This window comes from Sorangium sp. So ce834 (genome assembly GCF_051521425.1).
GTDB classification, from domain to species: domain Bacteria; phylum Myxococcota_A; class Polyangia; order Polyangiales; family Polyangiaceae; genus Sorangium; species Sorangium cellulosum_D.
On sequence record NZ_CP150351.1, the window covers coordinates 9204040 to 9227411 of the forward strand.

The following is a 23372-nucleotide window of genomic DNA, read 5'->3' on the forward strand; positions in this document are numbered from 1 at the left end:
CGCGCTGTCGATCAGGCCGTTTGCCGCTGGACTCCTGCGTGGCGTATCGACGCGGCTGCCTCGAACAGCCCGGCGCGCACCGGAGCGCCCCTGCGCTAAGCTCGGCCGGACCGTGCCGCCGCTGAACCATGGCCCCGACCGCGAGCGCGTCCTCGCGTTGCTCAAACGCCACGGGTGGAACGCGACCTCGTTCCAGACCCTGGAGTCCGACTTTCGGTATTGGTTCCATGGCGAAGACGCCTGCGTGGCCTATGTCGACACCGGCGGCGCGTGGGTCGCCGCCGGCGCCCCGATCGCGGCGGCCGAGCGGCTGGCCGAGGTCGCGCGGGCGTTCGTGGAGGCGGCCGCGACGGCGGGGCGGCGGGCGTGCCTCTTCGGCGCGGAGGCGCGGCTCTCCGAGAGGGTCCCGTGGAGCGCGATGCTCATCGGGGAGCAGCCGGTGTGGGATCCGGCGCGCTGGGGCGATGTCCTCCGGTCGAGCCGGAGGCTGCGCGAGCAGCTCCGGCGCGCGCGCGCGAAGGGCGTGGTCGCGCGCGCGGTGAGCCCCGGCGAGATCGAGGACGCCGAGAGCCCGCTGCGGCGAGAAGTGGAGCGCCTCATGGCGCGCTGGGCCTCCTCGCGGCCGATGGCGCCCATGGGATTCCTCGTGCAGCTGGAGCCGTTCTCGTTCGCCGGCGAGCGGCGCTACGTCGTGGCGGAGGCCGGAGGCGCGGTGGTCGGCTTCCTCGCGGCGGTGCCGGTGTACGCGCGGCGCGGCCTCTTTTTGGAGGACCTGCTGCGCGACCCGTCCGCGCCGAACGGCACCACGGAGGTGCTCGTGGATCACGCGATGCGCACCGCCGCGGCGGAGGAGTGCGTCTATGTCACGCTCGGCCTCGCGCCGCTCGCCGGGCCTGTGCGGCGCGGGTTGCGCGCGGCGCAGCGGCTCGGGGCTCGTCTCTACGACTTCCAGGGCCTTTACGCGTTCAAGGCGAAGCTGCGGCCCGACAGCTGGGTCCCGATCTACCTCGTGTACCCGCCCGGCGGCCACGGGCTCGTGGCCATCTATGACGCGCTCGCGGCGTTCGCGCGCGGAGGTCTCTTGCGCTTCGGGCTCGCGACGCTGCTGCGCGGGCCGGCCGTGGTCTTCGAGGTGCTCGGCTGGCTGCTCATTCCGTGGACCGCGCTGCTCGCGCTCGCTCCCGCGGAGCGATGGTTCCCGTCAGCCGCCGTGAAATGGGCGTGGGTGGCGTTCGACGCGTGCCTCGCGCCGGCCATGCTGCGGCTGAGCCAGCGGCACGGGCAGACGCTCTCTCTGGTGCTGGCCGGGCTGGTGACCTGCGACGCGGCGCTGACGCTGGCGCAAGCGTTGCTGTTCAACCTGCCGCGGGCGCGGGGGGCGTTCGAGCTCGCGGTCGTGGGGGTGGCGGTCGCGGCGCCGGCGGTCGCGGCGGTGCTGCTGTGGAGCGCACGGATGCACAGGCCGAAGCGGCTCGTCCGGGCGGCGCCTCAAAGGAGCCGGCGAGACGAGGCGCGGCGCGGTCCGCCACCGCAAATTCGAGGCCCAAGCTCGTCCTCGACCGTGCACTCACGATAGGATCGCAGCACCTGCCACTGCAGGTTCGTCTCCGGCCGACGATGGACTAGGCTGTCTCCATGGCCGAAGGGGCACCTGAAGATTTCGCCGCGGCGTTCAACGCCGCGAACATCGACGGCTGGGTCAGCGCCATGGGGCTCCGGCTCCTCCGCGCGACGGGCGACGGGGTCGAGGCCGAGCTCGACATCGGACCGCAGCACCGGCAGGCCTACGGCATCGTGCACGGCGGCGTCCACGCGGGGATCATCGAGACGCTCGCGTCGGTCGGCGCCGCGCTCCACGCCCTGCCGGACGGCCGATCGGTCGTCGGGCTCGAGAACCACACGAGCTTCTTGCGCGCGGTCCGGTCGGGGAAGCTCCGCGCCGGGGCGCGGCCGCTCGACCGCGGGCGGCGCACCCAGGTCTGGGAGGGCTCGGTCCACGACGAGGAGGGACGGCTCTGCGCCACCGGGCGCGTGCGCCTGCTCGTGCTGGAGCCGGACGCGGTGCTCGCCGGGCAGCGCGCCGGCGCGCCCGGCTGACGCGGTAGCCTCGACGCCCCTTCGCGAGGTGCCCTCGATGCGCGACGCAGTCGCCCTCCGGACGATCGATCGCATTCCCCGGCTCGGCTGGATCGACGCCCCCTCGCCGGTCGCGGCGCTGCCGCGGCTCGCCGCCGCGCTGGGCCTCGATTACCTCGGCGTCAAGCGCGACGACCTCTGCGAGCCCGTCCACGGCGGGATGAAGATGCGGAAGCTCGACTACGTGCTCGCCGCCCCTCCGCTCTCGACCGCGGCGGCGTGGTCCGCGGCGGGCGGCATCGGCTCGGGCAACCTCGCGGCGCTCGCCGCGGCGGCGGAGCGGCTCGGCCGGCGGGTGCACGCGCACCTGTTCTGGACCGACCTGTCGAGGAGCGTTGTCGACAACCTCGCGTTCATCGCCTCGGGGCCGACCTCGATCCGCTTCTACCCCGCGCGCCTCGAGCTCGCGCTCGCGCGCCCATCGCTGTTCCTGCCGCTCCGCGCGCGGGACGGCGACGGCGCGGCGATCGTGCCGCTCGGCGCCTCCTCGGCGCTCGGCATGGTGGGCGTCGCGCGCGCCGCGCTCGAGCTTTGCGCGCAGGTGCGCGCGGGCGAGCTCCCCGAGCCCGAGCGCGTCTACGTCCCGCTCGGCTCCGGCGGCACCGCCGCCGGGCTCGCCGTCGGGCTCGCGCTCGGCGGCCTGCGGTCGCGCGTCGTCGCCGTCGCCGTGGTCGAGCGCCTCCTCGCCTCGCGCCTCCGCCTCCGCGCCCTCACGGCCGAGCTCCGCGCCCTGCTCGCGCAGAAGGGCGCCTGGCCGGTGCCCGCCGCGGCGCCGATCGACCTCGTTCACGGCTACCTCGGCCGCGGGTACGGCGCCCCGACGCCCGAATCGCTCGCGGCCTGCGAGGCGCTCGCGGCCGAGGGCATCTCGCTGGAGCCGGTCTACACCGGCAAGGCGATGGCCGCGCTCATGGCCGACGCGCGGCGTCGCCGGCTCGGCCCGGCGCTCTTCTGGCAGACCGCGCGGCGCGAGCCCCTGCCCCGCGCGCCCGGCTTTTGCGACCGCCTCCCGGCGAGGCTGTCGCAGCGGCTCGGCGCCCACTGCGGCGGCGGCGCTCGGTGAATGCCCCACAGCTCAGCGCATCTCCGGCGGACCTACCGCTCTGTCGCATCGTCGCAATTTTATGATTCGACCAGCGATGGCGGCGGGATAAGATCGCGTTCTCCCTTGCGCCCTCGGCCGGTGTTTGGTTTGGCTGCCCGGGCGCCTCGCGCGCGCAACTCACGCTCAGAAGGAGTCTTCGCATGCTTCAGCCGCTGCAATCGAATTGGTGTGCTCCGCTCGCAATGATGCTGGTCCTGGCCGGGGTCGCCTGTGGCGGCAGCGACGGCGAGTCGAGCGGCTCTGGGAACGGCGCCGGCTCCGGCGCCGGGGCTGGCGCGGGCGCGCCGACGGGCGGCGACGACATCGGCAGCGGCGTGACGGGGGGGCCGGGCGCGGGCTCGGGCGCGGGCAGCGGCAGCGGGTGCGACACGACCCTCACGGGGATCGTGCGCGACTTCCGCGCCTACAACCGCGGCGAGGGGCACCCCGACTTCGAGACGTTCACGGGCCAGGGCCTGAAGGGCATCGTCGAGCGCGAGCTGGGCCCGGATCAGAAGCCCGTCTATGCGCACCGGGGCGGCACCGAGCACACGACCGGGCCGGCCGAGTTCGATCAGTGGTACCGCGACGTCGACGGCGTGAACATGCCGATCCAGTTCACCATCACGCCCACGGTCGACGGGAACGGCATTGCCACCTACGACAACCGGGCCTTCTTCCCCATCGACGGGAAGGGCTTCGGGAACGAGCGGAGGGAGCACAACTTCCACTTCACGTTCGAGCTCCACATGAAGTTCGTCTACAGAGGTGGCGAGGAGTTCTCGTTCTCCGGCGACGACGATCTCTGGGTGTTCATCAACAACCGGCTCGCCATCGATCTCGGCGGCCTCCACAGCCCGCAGTCCGACGAGCTCGACCTCGACGCGATGGCGAGCGAGCTCGGGATCACGCCCGGCCAGGAGTATCCGCTCGACTTCTTCCACGCCGAGCGGCACACGAACGAGTCGAACTTCAAGATCCAGTCGACGCTCGCGTTCACGAACTGCGAGCCCATCTTCGTCGACTGAGCGCGCGTTCCTCGGGAGGATTTGAGCCACAGAGGCACAGAGATTATTCTTCTCCCTCTGTGCCCTCTGTGATTCTTTCTCTCTCTCTCGCTCGTGAGCCCGGGGACGACGCGGCGGCGCGGGGCTAAAGCCAGGACGACCCGCTCACGAACGTCGAATCCGCGAGCCGGTACGGCACCCCCATGATCTCCCTCGGCCGCGGCCCGGGCGCGAGCTCGCGCGGGAGCTCGTAGGTCTGGTCCATCAGCCGGATCTCGATCGGCCCCGCGTCCTCGACCTCCAGCGACCACTCGATGCCTTCCGGCGGCAACCCCATGTAGGTGAAACCCCAGCGCTGGTTCCGCCCCGCCCCGCGGGCCGACTCCTCCACGCGCCGCCCGTCCACCACCGCGCGGATCACCGCCGTGGGGGACGCCACCTCGGCGAGCAGCCAGGGGGCTCGCCGGGGCGACGCGACGCGCAGCCGGAGCGACCGCACGCCGCCGCCCGTCGCGTCGCCGAGCACCGTGAGCGAGGGCGGCGGCAGGGCGAGGGCCGGCGCCTCGCTCTGGCGGGCCACGCGCACGTACGGCACCGCGAACGAGGGCGCCTGCGCGCGCCCGGCCGGGAAGTACCCGGCGGTCCACGGGTCGAGGTCCCGGTCCGCCGAGAGCCAGTGGGCCCTCCCGCCGGGGGCGTCGAGCGCGTACGCGAGGCTCGCCGGCCGGGGCTCGGCCTCGGTGAAGCCGTGGGTCGCGCAGGCCGCGGCGAGCGCCGCGAGGCCCGGCAGGGCGAAGGCGAGCGCGAGCCGCCGCGAGGCGCCGCCGCCGAGCAGCTCGGCGTGCGGCAGGAAGAGCCCGAACACGAGCGCGACGGCCAGGGCCGGCGCCGCCGCCAGCGGCAGCCCCAGCGCGACGAAGAGCAGGTACGGGCCGGGCACGGCCAGCGCGACCGCCGGCGCCGCGGTCGCGACGAGGAGCGCCGCGTCGCCGAGCGTGGGCGGGGCGTCGCCGCGCCGGATCGTCACGGCCACGACGCCGACGAGCGCGAACGCGAGCGGCCAGGCGAAGTAGAAGCTCGCGCCCGGCATGAAGAGGCTCGCCCCGAGGAGGAGCGAGAGCCACACGAGCAGCGCGCCGAGGGCGAGCGCGCAGGCCCCGAGCCGCCGCCGGAAGAGCCGGTAGCCCGCCGCCGAGACCGCGAGCGCGACGAGGGCGAGCGCGAGCCGGAACGCGGGCGCGTTGTACGGCTCGAACGGCATCGCCCGCAGCGCCGCGTGGACGCGCCGGAGGAGCCAGCCGAGCCCGCCCACCGCCCCGGCAGCGCCGAGGAGCAGCGCCAGAAAGGCGAGCGAGCCCGCGAACAGGCCGCCGAGCGAAGCGCGCCGCCGGCGCCGCGCGAGCGCCGCGGCGCCCGCGAACAGGCCGAAGACCAGCGCGGCGATCGGGATCGCCCAGCCGATCGGGTGGGCGACGACGTGGGCGCCCCAGGTGTTGAAGTACACCGCGTCCTCGCGATCGAGGCTCCGCAGGTCGAGCCCGCCGAAGCGGCGCGCGAGCGAGAGCGCGTAGTCGCCGGCGTGCTGCACGCTCCGGAGGTCGAGGTTGTCCACGGTATCGGACGGCGTGTGGTAGTGCGCGGCGTCGTCGCTGAAGGCGAAGTTCAGCCCGGGGATGCCGGCCCGCTTGAAGACGCTGAAGTCGGTGCCGTGGCCGAGGCGCCGCGCGACCTCGGGGAAGAGCGACGACGCGATCGGCAGCGGCGCGGCGCGGGCGAGCTCGCGGACGGGGAGCGCGTCCCCGGGCCCGGTCTCGAACATCGCGACCACGCCGCCGGCCCCGCGGGCGTCGAAGTTGAGCGCGATCCCGATCTCGCCGCGCAGCGGGTGCTCGTCCATGAACGCCTTGCCGCCGAGGACGCCCCCCTCCTCCGCGTCCGTGAACAGGAGCAGCACGTCGTTGCGCAGCGGGGGGCCGCTCTTCAGCGCGCGCAGCGTCTCCAGCAGCGCCGCCACGCCGCTGCCGTCGTCGGCGGCCCCCGGGCTGCCGGGCACCGAGTCGTAGTGCGCGACGAGCGCGACCGCCCGGGTGCTGTCCGCGCCCGGCAGCCGCGCCACGACGTTCTCGACGCGCGCGGCGTCGTACGGCAGGCCCCACTGCCGGCTGAGCACCGAGGTGCGCTGGACCTCCGCCTGCACGCCGAGCGCCGCGAGCTGCGCGAGCAGGTAGTCGCGCGCCCGCCGGTGCCCCGCCGAGCCCGTGGGGCGCGGCTCAGCGGCGATCTCGAGGAGGTGCGCCCTGGCCCGCTCGGCCGAGAACACGTCGGGCGGGGCGCTCTGCGGGACGACGCTCGGAGGGCTCAGCTGCGCGATGCGGAGCGCGATCAGCGCGAGGAGCGCGAGGGCCACGGCGAGACGGGGCGACCACGCCATGCCGCGGTCGTATCACCGATCCGCGGCGGCGCGGAGCGCGCGGCCGGCCGCTCCCACGGCGCGAGGGGGGCGCGCCTCGCCGGTCACGGACCGCTTCGATAGTTCGTCGCCTCGGCCCGCCGGAACCGGAAGAAGTCGTCCAGCGTCCGGCCCTCCACCTCCTCGAAGCGCTCGTCGAGCGCCTCGAGGCCGTGGATGCGATCGAGGCGGAAGCTGCGAAACTCGGCGCGCAGCTCGCACCAGGCGGCGAGCGACCAGCCGGTGCCCATGAAGAAGAGCCCCAGCGGGAGCGCCGTCCTCGTCGAGCGGGCGCCGTCTTCGCGCGCGTAGCCGAAGCGGACCTTGCGGCGCTCGCCGACCGCGGCGCGCAGCTCGGCGAGGTGCGCCGTGGCGCCCTCGGGGATGTGGAAGCTCGGCGCGAACAGCGCGCTCGCCGCGACCCTGGGCCGGAGGCGCTCGGGCAGCGCCGCCTCGATCTTCTCGAGGGCGCGCCTCGCGGCGCGCACGAGCGCCGGATCGGACCAGCTCTCCACCATGCGCGCGCCGAGCACGAGCGCCTCGATCTCGTCGTCCTGGAACATGAGCGGCGGCAGATCGAAGCCGCGAGGCAGGGCGTACCCGACGCCGGCCTCGCCCTCGATCGGCACGCCCGACGCGATGAGATCGCGGACGTCGCGGTAGATGGTCCGCTCCGAGACCTCGAGCTCCTCGGAGAGGCGCGCGGCCGTCGTGATGCGGCGGCGGCGCAGCAGCTGGACGATCTGGAACAGTCGGTCGGCTCTCCGCATGGTGGCGCGCCCCCTCGCCGGCGCGGACGCGAGGCGCGTGGAGGGAGCCTAGCCCGGGGCTCCTGACAGCGATCTGTCAGGAGCGTCGATCCGATCCGCGCCGGCCCGCCGGCGCCCGGGCTCCGCCTCAGCCGAGCGGCGCCGCGGGCCTCGGGCCGCCCTGGGGCCTGCCGCCCCCGGGCCGGTCGATGTCCTCGTCCTCGGGCCGGCGCGACAGGCGCGCGGCCGCGCGCTGGTAGAGCTCCGTGAGCGGCGCGCGGTGCGCGGCGAGGAGGACCGTCGCCCCGGCCAGCCACAGCAGCGCGAGCGGCACCAGCGCCGAGGACGTCGTGTAGACGAGCACGGGGCGGAAGGCGCGCTCGCGCGTGACGAGCTCGCGGCTCGCCTGCACGGACCGCTCGTAGTCCGGGAGCGACAGCGCCACCGGCGTCACCCCCTCCAACACGGCGCCGCCGGGCGCGAGCGAGCCGCCGCCCTTGGACGGTTCGTCGCCCTTGACGGCGCGCGGGGCCGCGGCCGGCGCCATGGCCGATTCGTACGAGTTCCACCGCTCCGACCGGTAGCGCCCCGCCGAGACCGCGAAGAGCCCGACCAGGAGCGCGAGGCCGCCCGCGCCGAGCAGCACCACCATCGCGACCGCGCGGCTCGTGCCCCGGAAGAGGCGCCCGACGAGCCACGCCGCCCCGGCCGTCGCGATCCCGACCAGGATCGCCACGAACGTGGCGGGCGCCACGAACCACAGGCCCGCCATGATCAGCCCGCCCAGCGCCCGCAGCGCGCGCAGGCGCGCGCGGCTCGGCGCCCCGCCGGGGCGGACGGCGATCCACGCGGCCACGAAGCCGATCGCCACGGCGACGGCATCGCCCGCGTCCGCGAACCACACCGGCCGGTCGCCGCCGAGCAGCGCGAGCGGCACCACGCGCTCGGGCAACCCGACCGTGAGCGCCACCTCGCTCGCGGTGAGCGAGTAGCGCGGCATCGGCAGCTCCAGCGATCCGCCGAGCGGGCGCACCGCGGCCTGCCCCAGCGACTGCACCTGGATCCTGTGGCTCCCCGTCTGCAGGGGCACGAGGACCTCCTCCGCGGCGGCGCCCTGGTGCATGATCCGCTGCGCCTTGCCGTCGGTGGCGAGGAAGATCGGCCGCCCGCCGGGCGCGTAGGGCAGGTAATCGATCCCGTTGTTCTCGTAGGTCAACGCGTCGTCGGCCACGAGGTCGCCGCGCTCGGTCAGGATCAGGGTGCGGCGGTGCTCGCGCACCACCGCGGCGAGCACCTCGACGCCCGCGAGCGGCTCGACCGCGACCTCGACGCGCTGCCCGCGCTGGACCAGCAGCAGGCGCGACGTCGCCTGGGTCCGCGGGATCGGCGACTCGGCGGCGTCGACCTGGCGAGCGTCGCCCTTCACGGTGAGCCGATGCTCCGCGTCCGACTCGAACAGCCACCACTCGTAGGCCGAGCGCGGGTCGGGCGAGAAGACGCCGACCTTCGGGAGCGTGCCCGAGATCGCCACCTCGGCGGTGCGGCCCGAGGTGGGCAGCACGAGCTCCTCGCCCTCGACCCGGAAGCCGCTCGCGCCGGAGACGTCGAGCACCTTCTCCCCGAACGCGAGCGGCAGGCGCACCACGCCGAGATCGGTGCCCGACCGCAGCACGAGCCGGTACTCGAAGCCGATCTCCCGCCCGACGCGCACCGCGCGCGAGAGCTGGAAGACCGTGGGGCCCGCGCTCTGCGCCGCCGCGCCCCCGTCGCGGCTGAAGTGGAGCGTCGCCCCCGAGAGGCCCGAGAGCTGCGCGCCCTCCGCGACCGAGCCGCCGGTGACGTCGGCCTCGAACGAGTTGAGCGGGCCGGCCACGAGCAGCGTGAGATCGCCGTCGAGCGACAGCGTGCCCCGGAGCACGAAGCGGCGCGCGGCGGTCCAGAGGTAGTAATGGTCGTTCTCGAAGCTGATCGGCGCGGCCTCGCGGCGCGACGCGGGCCGTCCGTCGTCGAGGATGGCCTCGATGCGGACGTGCGCCGGCGGCCCGAAGAGCGGCACCGCCACCGGGCCGTCCGCGAGCACGCCGCCCGAGAGCTCGAACTGGAGCGGCCCCTCGCCCACCGCGCCGGTGATGCGCAGCCGGTCGAGCGCGTAACAGCGCTCCTCGCATTGCCCCGGGCCGCGGCGCTGATCGACCCAGCGCGAGAGCATCTCCAGCTGACCTGCCCATGAGTCCGGCGGCGGCGACGACGCGTGCGCCGGCGCCGCGGCGGCCTTCGCCGCGGGCGCCGCGGGCGCCGCGCCCGCAGCAGGCGCCGCCGTCGCCTCGGCCGGCGCCTGCGCCAGCGAGAGCGAGGGGACGGCGAGCAGCAACAGCACCACGAGGAACCAGAAGAGCCTTGGAGGCGCGGCCTTGTTCCAGCGCGCTAGCGACATAGGGAGACTCCCTTCGTTGACCTGCCGAGCGAACGCGATGGCCGCCGCAGCGTCCTCATCAAACAGCGTAGCGAAAAACGACTGCAACAAAATCGACATGAGGGCTTGACAGTTAACGCGTCGCGTCGCAGTGTCGTTGCGTCGCGTTTGTGCCTCCGACGAGGCCACAGCGTGGGTCTGTCGGCTGGCATGGCCGCGCGGCGAGGCCCCTCGTTCCAGTGCACATCGCATCTTGCGTCCTCGCGAGAGCGGGCGATGTGCGAGGACGGTCGGCCTGTGCTCGATGGATCGTTTCTGTACGCCCGCGTCCGTCGCGGGGGGAACAACCGAGGTGGGAGGCAGAGCATGAGTGAGACGCAGAGCATCACGGAGCCGAAGGTCGAGAACAGCGTGAACGGGAGCGCCGCGCCCGCGCATCAGGCCGACGCGAGCGCCGCGGCGCCGGCGACCAAGCCGCCTTTCATCGAGACGCTGCGCGAGCGGGGCACGTGCTGGGCAGGGGTGGCGATCGGGTATGGGCGGCTCGCGCTCGAGCACGCCGCGCGCGCCCTGGACCGGACGGCGGGGAAGCTCGGCGAGCTTCAAGAGAAGCTCAAGAAGGGTGACGTGGCCGCGGCCGAGGGCGCCCGCTGAACCGCCGCCGAGCCAGCGCGCCGCCGAGGAGCGTTCATCAGGGCGCTTCCGGCGGCGCGGGGACCGGCGCGCCGCCGATGCCGACCGCGACGGCGTAGATCGAGCCGGCCGCGCCCCCGACATAAAGGGTCCTCGCGTTGAAGCCGGGGCCCGATCCGAACTGCGCATTGGCGACCCCGGTCGGAAAGCTCGCCAGGAGCTCCGGCTCTCCCACGGCCGCCCCGCCCGCGTCGAGCCGCACGCGGTAGAGCTCTCTGTCCTTGTTATCGATCGTGTAGAGGTGACCGCACGTGTCGAGGGCGAGCCCGTCGAGCGTGGCCGACGCGATCGTGGCCACGAGCGAGGGCCGCGCGCCGGGGTCGGCGAGGTCGATCCTGCGGATCTCGCCGGCGGCGGCGTTGGTGTAGAACACGGCCTTTCGCGCCGGATCGAAGGCGATTCCGTTCGGCTGGCTCACCTCGGGGGCGCCGCTCGCGATCTCGTCGACCGTGGCGTCCGGGTTGAGGCGGAGCACGCGGCCGGCCGCATGGTCGGTCGCCCAGACGTTGCCGTCGGCGTCCGCAGCGAGGCCGTTCGGCTCCTGGAGGCCCTCCACGTAGTCGATGACGATGCCGGCCGCCGAGATCTGGACGACGTCGCCCTGGCCGGGCCGCGCGGCCACGAGGGTCCCGTCGGGCCGGTAGCGCAGCCCGAGCACGTTGCCCGGCAGGGACGCGAAGTTCGAGGTATGGCCCGAGGCCTCGTAGCGAACGAGGTTCGGCCCCTGCTTGGCGACGAGGTAGCCCTGGCCATCGAACGCGAAGTCCTCGCTGCCGCTGAACACGTCCGTGACCAGCGTCGGCTCGAACGGCCCCGGCGCGACCGCCGCGCACTCCCCCGTCGGCCCCGCGCCCACGCCCGCGCCCCCATCGCCGGCGCCTTCGCCGCCGCCCCCGCCGCCCCCGCCGCCCCCGCCTCCGCCGCCCCCGCTGCCCGAGCTCGCGCTGCTCGACGCCGTGCCCGCCCCGCTGCCCGACGTCGCGCTGGCCGCCCCGCCGATGTCGCCGCCGCACGCCGGCGGCGCACCGGAAAGGAGCAGGGCCCATCCGAGCAGCCGGTAACCTCGCTTCATCTACCTCTCCTCCTCGCGCCGCACACTACACGTCGCCTCCCGCATTGCCTACGGTCGACGGCGCTCGCGCCGCGCGGCGCCCGCCAGCAGCCCCCCGATCGCCGCAGCTCACGGCACGCTGCCCGGTCGAGGAGGCACTTCCGCCCCCGCGCTGCCCCAAAGGAAGACAGAGCGGGGGGGCACCCGCACAGGAGACGGGCCCAGATCGGCGTTTTCGGCGCGCAGGCGTACTCACGTACGCCGAGCACCGAAAACGTCGAGGTGGGCCCGTATCCGCAGCGGGTGCCCCCCCGCTCTAGTGACGGAAGCGAGTGACGATGATGACGCCCGCGCCGATGATGGCGGCCGCCGCCCACGTCGTCGCGGAGGCGCGCTCGCCGCCGAGGAGGATGCCGAGCGCGATGGCGACGATCGGGTTCACGTAGGCGTAGCTCGTCGCGATCGCCGGGCGCGTCCTCCGGAGCAGGAACGCGTACGCGCTGAGGGCCACGATCGACCCGAACACCGCCAGGTAGCCGAGGGCGAGGAGCGACCGCGCCGACGGCGGCGCCGCGAGGCGCTCGCCCGCGAGCGCGCTGATCCCGAGCATCACCGCGCCGCCCGCCAGCATCTCCGCCGCGACCGCCATGGGCCCGGCCGGCAGCGGCAGCGTGCGGCTGTACAGCGAGCCGAGCGCCCACGCCACGGGGGCCAGCACGATGAGCAGCGCCCCGGCGTGCGCGGCGTGGAGGTCGCCGCCAAGGTGGAGCAGCGCCGCGCCCGCGAACCCGACGAGGAGCCCGAGCCACTCGCCCCGGGAGACCTCCGGGGCCCCGGCGGACGCGCCCTCGCCGCGCCCGATCCGCACGGTGGTGAACAGCGCCAGCCAGAGCGGCATCGTGGACACCACGACCGCGGCGACGCCGGAGCTCACCCACTGCTGCGAGACGACGACCAGCCCGTTGCCGAAGACGAGCAGCAGCACCCCGACCCGCGCCGCCGCGCTCCACTCCCGCAGGGTCGGGCGCGGGACCCCGCGCAGCCGGAGCACGCCGTAGAGCAGCGCGCCCGCCGTCACGAAGCGCACCCCGGCCAGCAGGAACGGCGGCAGCGTCTCGAGCGCGATCGAGACCGCCAGGTACGTCGAGCCCCAGATCAGGTACAGCGCGGCGAGCGAGAGGAGCACGAGCCAGCTCCCCCGCGCCGCCCCGAGCGCCGCGCGCGCGCGCTCGAGCGCCGCGCGCGCCGTCCGCCTCGCCTCGCCCGCGGCCACCGCGATCTGCGCCGGCTCGAGCGCCTCCACCACGAGGAGCCCGCGCCCCTCGCCGCCATAGCTGGCCCCCGCCTCCAGCACCACGTCGTCCGGCTCACCCTCGCGGGTGACCCAGACCGAGCCGGCGGTGCAGCTCAGGAGCAGCGGACCGCCCCGCAGGCGGTGCGTCCACAACCCCCCCTTCCCGAGCTCGATCCGCGACGACCCTCGGAGGCGCGACCGCGCCTCCGGAACAAGTGAGGTCAATTTCATGCCGCAGAGCTTGGGCTCGAGCGAGCGACCGGCACAGAGGCAGTCCGTCCGGCATTGAAGCCGGTACAGTTCGCCGAACGGGCAACTGTGCTGGTCCTCACGCCGGCCGGCTGTACCGGTACCGCAGCGCCCGCCCGGTTGTACACTCATCCGTCGTGCAGGCGCAGGCGCCCATCGAAGCCGAGGACGAGGCCCACCTCTACGATCGCGTCGCCGCCCACATCGCCGATCTGATCGCGCGCGGCACGCTGCGGCCCGGCGACCGGATCCCGTCGGTGCGGCGGCTCAGCCGGCAGCAGGGGGTCAGCGTCGCGACCGTGCTGCAGGCGTACCTGCAGCTCGAGAACCGCGGGCTCATCGAGGCGCGCCCGCAGTCGGGGCACTACGTCCGCGCCCGCCGGGTCTCGGCGCTCCCCGAGCCGCGGGCCGCGCGCGCCTGCACCACCGCCACGCGCGTCAGCGTGAAGAGCCTCGTCTCCAAGGTCTACCGGGCATCCCGGGACCCGCACATCGTCCCGTTCGGCGCGGCGTGCCCGAGCCCCGATCTCCTGCCGACCGACAAGCTGAACCGGATCCTCGGCGCGATCGCGAGGAGCGCGGGCGGCGCCGGCGTCTCGTACGACCCGCCGCCCGGCCTGCCGGCGCTGCGGCGGCAGATCGCCCGGCGCTCGGTCGAGTGGGGCGTCGCGCTCTCGGCCGACGACATCGTGACCACGGTCGGCGCCATGGAGGGGCTCCACCTCTGCCTGCGCGCGGTCGCCCGCCGCGGCGACACGGTCGCGCTGGAGTCGCCGGCGTACTACGGGCTCCTCCAGCTCATCGAGAGCCTCGGCATCAAGGCGCTCGAGGTCCCGTCGCACCCCCGCACGGGCATGGACCTCGACGTCCTCGAGGAGATGCTGGGACGCCACCGCATCAAGGCGTGCCTCGCGATCCCGAACTTCAACAACCCGCTCGGCAGCGCCATGCCCGACGAGGCGAAGGAGCGGCTCGTCGCGATGCTCGCGCGCCGCGAGGTGCCGCTCATCGAGGACGACATCTACGGCGACCTGCATTTCGGCGACGTGCGCCCCCGCCCGGCCAAGGCGTTCGATCGCAAGGGGCTCGTGATGCTCTGCTCGTCGTTCTCGAAGACGATGGCGCCGGGCTACCGGGTCGGCTGGACGGCCCCCGGCCGCTTCCTCGACGAGGTCGAGCAGCTCAAGTTCGGGCAGAGCGTGGCGTGCGCGACCTTGCCGCAGATGGCGATCGCCGAGTTCCTCGAGATCGGCGGGTACGAGCACCACCTGCGCACGCTCCGGCGCCGGCTCGCCGCCCAGGTCGCGCGCATGAGCGAGGCGATCGCCGAGCATTTCCCCCCCGGCACCCGCGTCTCGCGCCCCGCCGGCGGCTTCGTGCTCTGGGTCGAGCTGCCGCCCGGCGCGAGCGCGCTCGACGTGCACGAGCGCGCGCTCGAGCACGGCATCAGCGTCGCGCCGGGGCCGATCTTCTCGGCCAAGCACCGGTTCTCGAACTACATCCGGGTGAACTGCGGCTACCCGTTCACCGACCTCATCGAGCACGCGGTCCGGACGCTCGGGCGGCTCTGCGCGGAGGCGGCGGAGGGGTGATCCGCGGCGGCGCCCGGGGCGCGGGCCCGCTCGCCGCGACGGCGGCGGCGCGGCCGACGGCGTTGACGGGCGCGCTCTGGCTGCCGTACCCGCCCTGAAGTAGAACCTCGTCGCTCGCCACGAGCGCCCCGACGAGCCCACGACCTTGCGTCCCAGACACCCCGCGCCCCGTCCTTCGCCCGCGCCCCCGCCGCCGCCTGCGCTCCGTGCCTCCGGGCCCGCGCGCGCGGCCGGGCCCGCGCACGCGGCCCGCGCCTCGACCCCGCGCGCGGCCCGCCCCGCGCGCGCCCGTGCGGCCTGGACGCTCGCCGCCCTGCTCTCGGCCGCGCCCGCCTGCCGCGCCGGCGCGGCCGCCTCGCCGGGCGCGCCGGCGCCCGAGACGCTGCGCCCGCTCCCGGATCGCATCGACGGCAGCACCCTGCTCGGCAGGGACGCGCAGCGCGCCGCGCAGGCCGGCGCGGGCCCGCTCCGGGTGATCGGCGCGGACATGGTGTCCGACGGCGATCGGCTCGGCGCCTTCGTCGAGGTGCCCGCCGGCGAGTGCATGCTCGCGATGGCGCGCGTCTCGCCGACGATCGGCGACGTCGACCTGTTCGCCTTCGAGGACGACGGCAGCGCCTTCTCCACGGACGAGGCGGCCGACGCGCGCGCCTCCATCCTCGTCTGCCCCCCGCACCCGCGGCGGCTCTACGTCATGGCGCGCGTCATGTCGGGCGCCGGGGCGGTCAGCGTCGGCGTGCAGGGCGTGCCGGTCCAGGCGGCGGACGCGGTCGCCCGCGCCGTGGGCGCGCGCGGCCGGGCCGGCGACGAGAGCGGGCGGCTCGAGTCGTGGCCCGGCCTCGAGGCGAAGGTCCGCGCGCACCGCGGCGCCGTCGGCGCGCGCTGGGAGGACGTGCGGCGCGTCGCGCTGCCCGTCGGATCGAGGACCGCGAGCCGCATCGGGGCCACCCTCGACGGCGGCCGCTGCGTCGACGTGCTCGTCTCGCCGAGCGACGAGGTCGCCTCGCTCGAGGTCGTCGCCGAGGACGAGACCGGCAGGATCGTCGCGCGCGCCCGCGAGCGGGGCCAGGATCGCGTGCTGCTCCTCTGCTCGACGATCTCGATCGAGCTCTCGATCGCGGTCCGCTCGCGCGGCACCCAGGGCCTCGTGGCCGTGGTCATCGGCCGCTCCCAGCCGGGCGCCGAGGCGGAGATCTCCGGGGCCACGCCGATCGATCGGGTGACCGAGGGCCGCGATCTCGCCGAGGTGCGGGCGGACCACGGCCGCGCGCTCGCCGGCCGGGGCTACGGCGCGCCGCGCGTGTCGACCGGGGCCGCGCGGCTCGGCAGCCGGACGACGCTCCCGATCGAGCTGCCGGCCGGCTGCGCCCGGATCGACGTGCTGGCCGGCAGGCCGCTCGCCGACGTGCTCGCCGAGCTGTGGAGCGACGCGCACGCCCTGCTCGGCCGCGCCCGGGGCGGCGCGCGGGCGACGCTCTTCGCCTGCGGGAGCGGCGGCCCCGCCCGGATCGACGTCGAGTCGATGGCGCAGCCTGGCCCGTTCGCCGTGGAGGTCCGCAAGGAGCCCAAGGCCCCGCCGGCGCTCGTCGCGCACCCGCTCGCCGCCGCGAGGCTGCTCGGGCGCATGAGCGCCGCCGGCCTCGCCGACGCCGCGGCGGCCGCCGGGGCGCAGGCGGTGGCGCTCGACGCCTCGCGCCTCAAGATCCTCCCGCTCCAGATCCCGGCGAACACGTGCGCCGAGGTGATCGCGGCGCTCGACGCCGGGGGCGCCGGCGTGGATCTGCGCCTCGTCGACACCTCGACCGGGGAGAGCTCGCTCGCCCGCGCGCGCCACGTCGTGTCCGACAGCCGCTGCGCCGGCGCGTCGCCCGTCCCCGCGTCGATCGAGCTCAGGCTCGCCGACGGCAAGGGGGAGGCGCTCGTGCTGACCCGCACCTCGGCCCGATCGCCGTCGCCCTGACGGCGTCGCGGGGCGCCGCTCCCCCGCGTCGCGGGGCGCCGCTCCCCCGCGTCGCGGGCGTCGCTCCCCCGAGGCTTGACAGCGGAGACGTCGGAACCCTCAGATACCTCCGAGAGGCCCTTCGATGTCCTCGGGTCGCTTCGCCATCGCCACGCACGCGCTCGCGCTGCTCGCGCAGACCGAGGAGAGCTGCGCGAGCGACGCGCTCTCCGCGAGCATCAACACGAACCCGGCGTTCCTGCGGCGCATCCTCGCGCGGCTGTCGCAGGCCGGGCTCATCGAGGCGCGGGAAGGCCGCGCCGGCGGCTACCGCCTGGCGCGGCCGGCGAAGAAGATCCGGCTCAGCGAGGTGTACGCCGCCGTGGAGCCGGAGGGCGCCATCGCGCCGAGCCCGTGCGAGCCGAACGCGAGGTGCCCGATCGGCGCGGGCATCCAGCGCGCGTTCGACGAGGTCGCCGAGGCGGCCAACGAAGGGCTGCTGCGCGGCCTCTCGCAGAAGACCGTCGCCGACATCGCGCTGCGGGCGCAGCACCTCGGCCGCCCGGCGCCGGCGCCGATCAAGGCCGGCTGAGCCGCCGGCCCCCGCCCCGCGCGGCGCCTCCCCTCCCCTGGCGGAAACTGAAACCGTGTCTATAACAGTTCATGCGAGCGTGGCCGTCGAGACCGGGCCGGCGTCGAGCCGGCGATCGCGGCCAGGGCCGCTCGCCTCCGAGTTGAGCTGAAAGGACAGCGCCATGGGCAGCAGCAACGTCATCGAAGTCAACGACCTGAATTTCGCTCAAGAGGTCCTGGAGACCGATACACCGGTGCTCGTGGACTTCTCCGCGTCCTGGTGCGGCCCCTGCAAGCGGCTCGCGCCGATCGTCGATGAGATCGCGGCGGAGACGGCGGGTCAGGTGAAGGTGGTCAAGCTCGACATCGACGCGTCGCCCGCGGCCACGAAGCGCTTCGGGATCCGCGGCGTCCCGACCGTGGTCGCCTTCCAGAACGGCGAGCCCCTGGGGCGGCACGTCGGCCTCGCGAACAAGAAGACGCTGCTCGCGCTCGTCGGGCGCTGAGGCCATCCGCCGGCCGAGCGCGCCGCGCCTCCGCCAGCGCCGCACCGCAGATCACCGCGGATCGTCCGCGTCGTGATGCTCCCCACACACGGCGCGGAGGCCGCGCGCGCCGTGCGCGGGCGCCCGACATCGACCTTCATTTCGCGCGGGCTGCGCGCTTTCACCCGATCTGCGCGCGTGGTGCGCGGCGCAGCACGGCTCGTCCGTTGTCTTCCACGGACGCAGCACCCCGTTGACATCACCACCCGATACGAGATCCTTTCGCCAAGGAAGCCCAGCATTCCGCGGCGGTGCTCGCGGCCGTCCGTCGAGGCCGTCCGGGGGTCACCACGCGGGGCCCTGCCGGTGTGGGGTGTTGCTGGCACGGCGCGACTGGCCTGGCTTCCCGAAGGCCATGGCTCTGTTCGACGACGATTTCGAGACGCTCGAGCAGCTCCCCGAGATGCGAAAATCTCGTGGAAAGGGCGGGGATTCGCACGGCCAGACCCCGACGCCGGTGAACCCCGGCCGCGCCCGGGCGGAGCTCGCGGACCTCACGAGCGACGGCCCGCGCTACGAGGTGCGCTCGCTGCTCGGCGTCGGCGGGATGGGGGAGGTCCACTTCTGCAGGGACCGCCGCATCGGCCGCGACGTGGCCATGAAGGTCATCCGCGCGGAGCACCAGGGCGACACGACGCTCCGCCACCGGTTCCTGCGCGAGGCCCGGGTGCAGGGCCAGCTCGAGCACCCGTCGATCGTGCCGGTCTACGACCTCGGCGTGGACGCCAAGGGCTCGGCGTACTTCACGATGAAGCGCCTCCGGGGCCTCACGCTGGCGAGGATCCTGAACGAGCTCCGCGAGGGCGACGCGACGGCGCTGCAGAGCTTCTCGCGCCGCAAGCTGCTGACCGCGTTCTCGTCCATCTGCATCGCCGTGGACTTCGCGCACTCGCGCGGCGTGCTCCACCGCGACCTCAAGCCCGCCAACATCATGCTCGGCGACTTCGGCGAGGTGTACCTGCTCGACTGGGGCGTCGCGAAGCTCATCGACACGCCGTACCAGACCATCGACATGGGGGAGGACCCCATGAGCACGAGGACCATCCCGGGCGACGTGCTCGGGACGCTCGGGTACATGTCGCCGGAGCAGGCGCAGGGGTGCGTCGACACGCTCGACGCGCGCAGCGACGTGTACTCGCTCGGGGCCATCCTCTTCGAGCTGCTCACGCTCAAGCCGCTGCACCCGAAGAAGGATCGCAACGAGATGCTCGACTCGCTCCTGCACGGCGCGGACGCGCGGGCGTCGGTGCGCGCGCCCGAGCGGGAGGTGCCGCCGGAGCTCGACGCCATCTGCGTGCGGGCGACCCGGCGCGAGCCGTCCGAGCGCTACCCGACCGCGCGCGCGCTCTACGAGGCGGTCGAGCGCTTCCTCGACGGCGACAAGGACGTGGAGCTCCGCCGCGGCCTCGCGGCGCGGCACGCGGGCCTGGCCGAGGAGAAGGTGGAGAGGGCGCTCGCCGGCGGCAAGGAGGCCGAGAGCGCCCGCAAGACGCTGCTCAGCGAGGTCGGCCAGGCGCTCGCGCTCGATCCGTCGAACGAGCGCGCCCTGGAGACGCTCCGGCGCATCCTGACCGAGCCGCCGCGCGAGATGCCGCAGGAGGTGCTCGCCGAGCTCGACGCGGCCGCGGCGGCGCGGCACCGGCTGCAGCTGCACGCGGGCATCCGCGCCGAGCTGCTCGCGACGGCGATCGCGACGCTCGTGGCCGCGGTGTGGCTGGGCATCCGCGAGTGGCAGGTCTTCGGCTTCATCCTGGGCTTCACGGCGCTGGCGGCGCTGATGAAGTTCATCGCGGCGCGCCTCGTGCACCGCCGGTCCGCGGAGTGGTACGCCTACGCCGGGTTCGTCTTCAACGTGCTCAGCTTCCTGTGCATCGGGCGCGGCTTCGGCCCGCTGCTCTTCATGCCGATGCTCCTCGTGATCTTCACGTACGGCAACTCGTTCACGTACCGGACGGCCTACCGCGTGGCGGTCGTCGTGACCGGCTGCGTCGCGGTGCTGGCCGCCGCGTGGATCGAGTACTCGGGCATCCTGCCGCGCTCGTACGAGTTCACGGACGGCGCGATGGTCATCCTGCCCCAGGCCGTCGAGCACTCGAAGATCCCGACGATCACGGCGCTGACGCTGACCACCCTGTTCATGCTGGTCGTGCCGGCGTTCATGATGGGGCAGCACCAGCACGCGCTCCGGGACGCGGAGCGGCGCGCGTTCCTGCAGGCGTGGCAGCTCCGCCAGCTCCTGCCGGAGCGGGCCCAGCCGGGCGCCGTGGCGAGCCCCGCATCGGCGCACACCACGCAGCGCCGGAGGCGCCCGCGCCCGGCCGAGTGACCGCCGCGTCAGTCCATGGGCCAGACCGCGAGGACCCAGACGGGCGAGCCGCCGCGCGCGGACACGCGCAGGGCGGCGCTCTCCTCGATCTCGGAGCAGAAGGCCACGCCGGCGCCCTCGCCGCCCTCGCCGGCGTCGTCGCGCGCGGCGCGGTCGCCCAGCTCGACGGAGATCCGGAGCGCGCGCATCTCGCCCCGCGCCAGCGCCGCCGCCGCGAAGTAGCAGCGGCCCGGCTCGACCTCCACGGGGACGAGCGTGTCGCCCTGCGCGCCGACGGCCTCGGCGATGGCCTGCGCGCGCGGCGCGGGCGCGTGGCGGCGCTTCAGCACGGCGGCCAGGTTGCCCCGGGCGCGCGCGCCGAAGTACCCCGGCACGTGCGGGGGCATCGGCCACTGCGCGTCGGACAGCACGACCTTGACCGGGCCCGCGGCGCCGAGGAACGGCACCTCGACGACCCCGGACCCCCCGAGGCAGAAGTCGAGCCGCGCGTCGGGCGCGTCGGACCGGTCGCGATCGAGCAGCCGCCCCGTGCCCGCCTCGCGCGCCTCGGCGTCCAGATCGGTCGCGCGGCGCACGGTGGCGCTCGGGACCTCGGCCATCAGGTCGAGCCGGTGACAGCCCTCGGCGAGCTTGACCGAGAACTGCCCCGTCCCGACCGTCGAGGCGCGCATGTCGAGCGGCGCGACGCGCGGCGCCCCGTCGGCGCGGGCCCGGCGCGCGGCGCGCGCGACGCGGGTGTCGAGCGGCCCCGGCTCGGCCGGCCGCCCCGGGTCGCCGCGCGGCGCGACGGGCCCTGACACGCGCTCCGGCAGGATCGACTCGAGCCGCTCCGGCGGCCCGCTCGACGCCGCGACCACGACCTCGAAGGCGCCCCGCGGCGACAGCACCTCGAGCGCCACGCGGCGCAGCGTCTCGCGCGCGTCCCCGCACCGGACGATCGCCGCGGCCCCGGCGACGCTGTGGATGCGGCGCTCGTCCTCGGGATCCTGGCCGCGCAGCCGGTGCACGAGGCCCTCGAGGGCCGACAGCTCGCCCGAGGACGACTCCGGCTCGAGCGTGAAGTCCACGATGCGCGGCGCGAGGAACGCGACGGCGAGGCACTCCTCCGCCTTCGGCGCGACCGCGCCGCTCGCGCCGGCCGCGCGGCCCGCGCTGGCCGCGCCGCTCGCGCTGACCGCGCCAGGCGCGCCGGCCACGCCGGCCGGCGGCGGGTCGATCGCCACCACCCGCAGGCGGCCGTGCTCGACGAAGGTGGGGGGGAGCCGCGCGACGCGCGCGCCCGAGAGCGACCACATCCGCGCGACGCGCGCGGCGTCGTCGCCGAGGTCCGCGCGCGCCGGCGCCCCCGCGGTGAGGCCGGCGAGCGCGGTCAGGGCCGCGAGGGCCGCGCCGCGCGCGGCGCCGGCGGCAGCGCGGCGGCCCCGCTCGACGAGGCCGCGCGCCGCCGCCATCAGGCCGGGAGGGCTACGACGACTTGCGCATCGCCTCGATGAGGATGCGCGCGACCTCCGGACGGGAGAACTCCGGCGGCGGCAGCTCGCCGCGCTGGAGCAGCTCGCGCACCTTCGTGCCCGACAGGTTGACCTGCGTCGACGCGTCGCCCGGCGCCGTCTTCGCGGTGGCCATCGCTCCGACCACCGTCGAGTAGAACGCGTTCTCGAAGTTGAGCGTCGTGATGCCGAGCTCTCCGGGGCTGAAGGCATTGAAGATCTCCTGCGCGTCGTACGTGCCGTAATAGCTTCCGACGCCGGCGTGGTCGCGCCCCACGATGAAGTGCGAGCAGCCGTAGTTCTTGCGCGCGAGCGCGTGGAAGATCGCCTCGCGCGGGCCCGCGTAACGCATCGCCGCCGGGTAGATCGAGAGCAGCACGCGATCCTTCACATAGTACTTCGCGATGAGCTCCTCATAGCAGCGCATCCGCACGTCCGCCGGGATGTCGTCCGACTTCGTCGCGCCGACGAGCGGGTGGATCATCAGCCCGTCGCAGATCTCCAGCGCCGTCTTGGTGATGAACTCGTGCGCCCGGTGGATCGGGTTGCGCGTCTGGAAGCCGACGATGCGGCGCCACCCCTTCTCGGCGAAATACGCCCGCGTCACCGCCGGGCCCCGGTCGTACGCCGGGAACGGCGACTCGACCGGCCGCTCCAGCACGCGGATCTCGCCGCCGACGTACACGGGGCCCGTGCCCATCAGGTAGGCGACGCCCGGGTGCTTCGTCTCGGTCGTCCGGAACACCTCCTGCGCCTCGAGCTCCTTGTTCGGCCGCCACTTGTCGCTCAGCTCGATGACCGCCACGATGCGGCCGTCGCGCGCGCGGAGCGCGGCCTCGGACCCGACGCGGAGCCCCTCCGCCGCCTGCTCCGAGACGGCGAGCGTGATCGGCATCGACCACGGCAGGCCGTTCTCGAGGCGCATCTCGCGCACCACGCGCAGGTAGTCCTTCGAGTTCATGAAGCCGCGGAGCGGCGAGAACGCGCCGATCGCGATCATCTCGACGTCGCTCTCGGTCCGCTCGTCGAGCGCGATGACCGGCAGCCCCTTCGCCCGCTCGGCGAGCGACGCCTTCTCCGCGCCCTCGGCCCACCGGTTCACGAGCTCGCCGCCGTGCGGCGCGATGAGCCCGCGGGCGCCGGCCGCCGCCGCCCCCGCGGCGGCAGCGCCGGACACCGCGACCGCGGCGCCGCGGCGCGGGACGTACCCGAGCTCCTCGAGCTTGGCGAGGATCTTGGCGAGGCCCTCCTCCTTGGTCTCCTTGTCGGTGTAGACGACCACCTCGGGGTTCTCGGGCGCCTCGTACGGGTCGTCGATGCCCGTGAAGTTCTTGATCTCGCCCGCGAGCGCCTTCTTGTAGAGCCCCTTCGCGTCGCGCTCGGCCAGCACCGGGATCGGACAGGAGCAGTACACCTCGACGAAGCGCGGGTTCTGCGCCCGCTGCTCGTCACGGATCGCCTTGTACGGGCTGATGGCCGCCGTCATCGCGCACGCGCCCGACCGGGCGATGAGCTTCGCCACGTATCCGATCCGCCGGATGTTCGTATCGCGGTCCTCCTTCGAGAACCCGAGGCCCTTCGAGAGGTTCGTGCGCACCTCGTCGCCGTCGAGCACCTCGACGTGGACGGAGCGGGCGCGGAGCTCGGCCGAAAGCATCGCCGCGAGCGTGCTCTTGCCCGCGCCGCTCAACCCGGTGAACCAGACAACAAAACCTGACATTTAGGCAACTCCTTCGATGATCGAGTGACAACTGCGGAATCGGCCTCTCTGGGCCTCGGGAG

The 23372-nt window shown here is 74.6% G+C and carries 17 protein-coding genes; 10 read left to right on the top strand and 7 right to left on the bottom strand.

Translation table 11 applies throughout. From position 1 onward, the window contains the following. Nucleotides 1-112: 112 nt before the first annotated feature. The 4 genes from WMF20_RS33535 (at nt 113) to WMF20_RS33550 (ending at nt 4248) form a co-directional block, all read left to right on the top strand. Nucleotides 113-1576: a phosphatidylglycerol lysyltransferase domain-containing protein gene (locus WMF20_RS33535; protein ID WP_437605928.1), complete on the top strand. Its 1464-nt coding sequence runs from the start codon at nt 113-115 to the stop codon at nt 1574-1576. A 59-nt stretch (nt 1577-1635) separates the two neighbouring features. After that, complete coding sequence (locus WMF20_RS33540; RefSeq protein ID WP_129578161.1) at nt 1636-2097, top strand: PaaI family thioesterase; 462 nt, start codon at nt 1636-1638, stop codon at nt 2095-2097. Between the two features lie 37 nt (nt 2098-2134). After that, on the top strand, nt 2135-3199 hold the full coding sequence (locus tag WMF20_RS33545; RefSeq protein WP_437605929.1) for a pyridoxal-phosphate dependent enzyme: 1065 nt from the start codon (nt 2135-2137) through the stop codon (nt 3197-3199). 182 nt (nt 3200-3381) lie between these two features. Then, entirely contained in the window at nt 3382-4248 is an 867-nt protein-coding gene (locus WMF20_RS33550; protein WP_237244323.1) for a fibro-slime domain-containing protein, read from the top strand. A gap of 124 nt (nt 4249-4372) precedes the next feature. Here WMF20_RS33550 and WMF20_RS33555 read toward each other — a convergent pair whose 3' ends face one another. The 3 genes from WMF20_RS33555 to WMF20_RS33565 all read right to left on the bottom strand — a co-directional run bounded on the left by WMF20_RS33555 (nt 4373) and on the right by WMF20_RS33565 (nt 9859). Next, nucleotides 4373-6658 (bottom strand): M20/M25/M40 family metallo-hydrolase, encoded by a 2286-nt coding sequence (locus WMF20_RS33555; RefSeq protein WP_437605931.1) that lies wholly within the window; start codon nt 6656-6658, stop codon nt 4373-4375. 83 nt (nt 6659-6741) lie between these two features. Next, the gene (locus tag WMF20_RS33560) at nt 6742-7446 is read right to left on the bottom strand and encodes a helix-turn-helix transcriptional regulator (RefSeq protein WP_437605932.1); all 705 of its coding nucleotides are present in this window, start codon (nt 7444-7446) and stop codon (nt 6742-6744) included. Nucleotides 7447-7573: 127 nt separating this feature from the next. After that, on the bottom strand, nt 7574-9859 hold the full coding sequence (locus tag WMF20_RS33565) for a hypothetical protein (RefSeq protein WP_437605933.1): 2286 nt from the start codon (nt 9857-9859) through the stop codon (nt 7574-7576). Between the two features lie 345 nt (nt 9860-10204). Between WMF20_RS33565 and WMF20_RS33570 the strand changes: the two genes are divergently transcribed. After that, on the top strand, nt 10205-10492 hold the full coding sequence (locus WMF20_RS33570) for a hypothetical protein (RefSeq protein ID WP_437605934.1): 288 nt from the start codon (nt 10205-10207) through the stop codon (nt 10490-10492). 37 nt (nt 10493-10529) lie between these two features. Here WMF20_RS33570 and WMF20_RS33575 read toward each other — a convergent pair whose 3' ends face one another. Beyond that, on the bottom strand, nt 10530-11603 hold the full coding sequence (locus tag WMF20_RS33575; RefSeq protein WP_437605935.1) for an SMP-30/gluconolactonase/LRE family protein: 1074 nt from the start codon (nt 11601-11603) through the stop codon (nt 10530-10532). A gap of 295 nt (nt 11604-11898) precedes the next feature. Further along, on the bottom strand, nt 11899-13107 hold the full coding sequence (gene yedA, locus WMF20_RS33580; protein WP_437605936.1) for a drug/metabolite exporter YedA: 1209 nt from the start codon (nt 13105-13107) through the stop codon (nt 11899-11901). Nucleotides 13108-13262: 155 nt separating this feature from the next. Here yedA and WMF20_RS33585 point away from each other — a divergent pair, with 155 nt between their 5' ends. From WMF20_RS33585 to WMF20_RS33605, 5 genes are all read left to right on the top strand, one after another. Continuing rightward, complete coding sequence (locus WMF20_RS33585) at nt 13263-14717, top strand: PLP-dependent aminotransferase family protein (RefSeq protein WP_129578167.1); 1455 nt, start codon at nt 13263-13265, stop codon at nt 14715-14717. Nucleotides 14718-14862: 145 nt separating this feature from the next. Further along, entirely contained in the window at nt 14863-16677 is a 1815-nt protein-coding gene (locus WMF20_RS33590) for a hypothetical protein (RefSeq protein WP_437605937.1), read from the top strand. Between the two features lie 124 nt (nt 16678-16801). Further along, nucleotides 16802-17248, top strand: coding sequence for an Rrf2 family transcriptional regulator (locus tag WMF20_RS33595; RefSeq protein WP_437605938.1), 447 nt, complete (start codon nt 16802-16804; stop codon nt 17246-17248). Between the two features lie 163 nt (nt 17249-17411). Continuing rightward, nucleotides 17412-17735 (top strand): thioredoxin, encoded by a 324-nt coding sequence (gene trxA, locus WMF20_RS33600; RefSeq protein ID WP_129578170.1) that lies wholly within the window; start codon nt 17412-17414, stop codon nt 17733-17735. A 394-nt stretch (nt 17736-18129) separates the two neighbouring features. Then, nucleotides 18130-20100 (top strand): serine/threonine protein kinase, encoded by a 1971-nt coding sequence (locus tag WMF20_RS33605; RefSeq protein WP_437605939.1) that lies wholly within the window; start codon nt 18130-18132, stop codon nt 20098-20100. An 8-nt stretch (nt 20101-20108) separates the two neighbouring features. On the opposite strand, the gene WMF20_RS33610 is transcribed toward WMF20_RS33605, so the two are convergent. Then, a complete protein-coding gene (locus WMF20_RS33610; protein WP_437605940.1) occupies nt 20109-21551 on the bottom strand; it encodes a hypothetical protein in 1443 nt (480 codons plus the stop codon). Between the two features lie 13 nt (nt 21552-21564). Continuing rightward, entirely contained in the window at nt 21565-23310 is a 1746-nt protein-coding gene (gene sat / locus WMF20_RS33615; protein ID WP_129578173.1) for a sulfate adenylyltransferase, read from the bottom strand. Nucleotides 23311-23372 lie beyond the last annotated feature (62 nt).

What these genes read in the sequence shown, in the direction of transcription:
- WMF20_RS33565 (WP_437605933.1), bottom strand. Translation starts at nt 9,859, where the DNA reads ATGTCGCTAGCGCGCTGGAACAAGGCCGCGCCTCCAAGGCTCTTCTGG.
- WMF20_RS33595 (WP_437605938.1), top strand. Translation starts at nt 16,802, where the DNA reads ATGTCCTCGGGTCGCTTCGCCATCGCCACGCACGCGCTCGCGCTGCTC.
- sat (WP_129578173.1), bottom strand. Translation starts at nt 23,310, where the DNA reads ATGTCAGGTTTTGTTGTCTGGTTCACCGGGTTGAGCGGCGCGGGCAAG.
- WMF20_RS33605 (WP_437605939.1), top strand. Translation starts at nt 18,130, where the DNA reads ATGGCTCTGTTCGACGACGATTTCGAGACGCTCGAGCAGCTCCCCGAG.
- WMF20_RS33555 (WP_437605931.1), bottom strand. Translation starts at nt 6,658, where the DNA reads ATGGCGTGGTCGCCCCGTCTCGCCGTGGCCCTCGCGCTCCTCGCGCTG.
- WMF20_RS33560 (WP_437605932.1), bottom strand. Translation starts at nt 7,446, where the DNA reads ATGCGGAGAGCCGACCGACTGTTCCAGATCGTCCAGCTGCTGCGCCGC.
- trxA (WP_129578170.1), top strand. Translation starts at nt 17,412, where the DNA reads ATGGGCAGCAGCAACGTCATCGAAGTCAACGACCTGAATTTCGCTCAA.
- WMF20_RS33570 (WP_437605934.1), top strand. Translation starts at nt 10,205, where the DNA reads ATGAGTGAGACGCAGAGCATCACGGAGCCGAAGGTCGAGAACAGCGTG.
- WMF20_RS33550 (WP_237244323.1), top strand. Translation starts at nt 3,382, where the DNA reads ATGCTTCAGCCGCTGCAATCGAATTGGTGTGCTCCGCTCGCAATGATG.
- WMF20_RS33545 (WP_437605929.1), top strand. Translation starts at nt 2,135, where the DNA reads ATGCGCGACGCAGTCGCCCTCCGGACGATCGATCGCATTCCCCGGCTC.
- WMF20_RS33575 (WP_437605935.1), bottom strand. Translation starts at nt 11,603, where the DNA reads ATGAAGCGAGGTTACCGGCTGCTCGGATGGGCCCTGCTCCTTTCCGGT.
- WMF20_RS33540 (WP_129578161.1), top strand. Translation starts at nt 1,636, where the DNA reads ATGGCCGAAGGGGCACCTGAAGATTTCGCCGCGGCGTTCAACGCCGCG.
- WMF20_RS33610 (WP_437605940.1), bottom strand. Translation starts at nt 21,551, where the DNA reads ATGGCGGCGGCGCGCGGCCTCGTCGAGCGGGGCCGCCGCGCTGCCGCC.
- yedA (WP_437605936.1), bottom strand. Translation starts at nt 13,107, where the DNA reads ATGAAATTGACCTCACTTGTTCCGGAGGCGCGGTCGCGCCTCCGAGGG.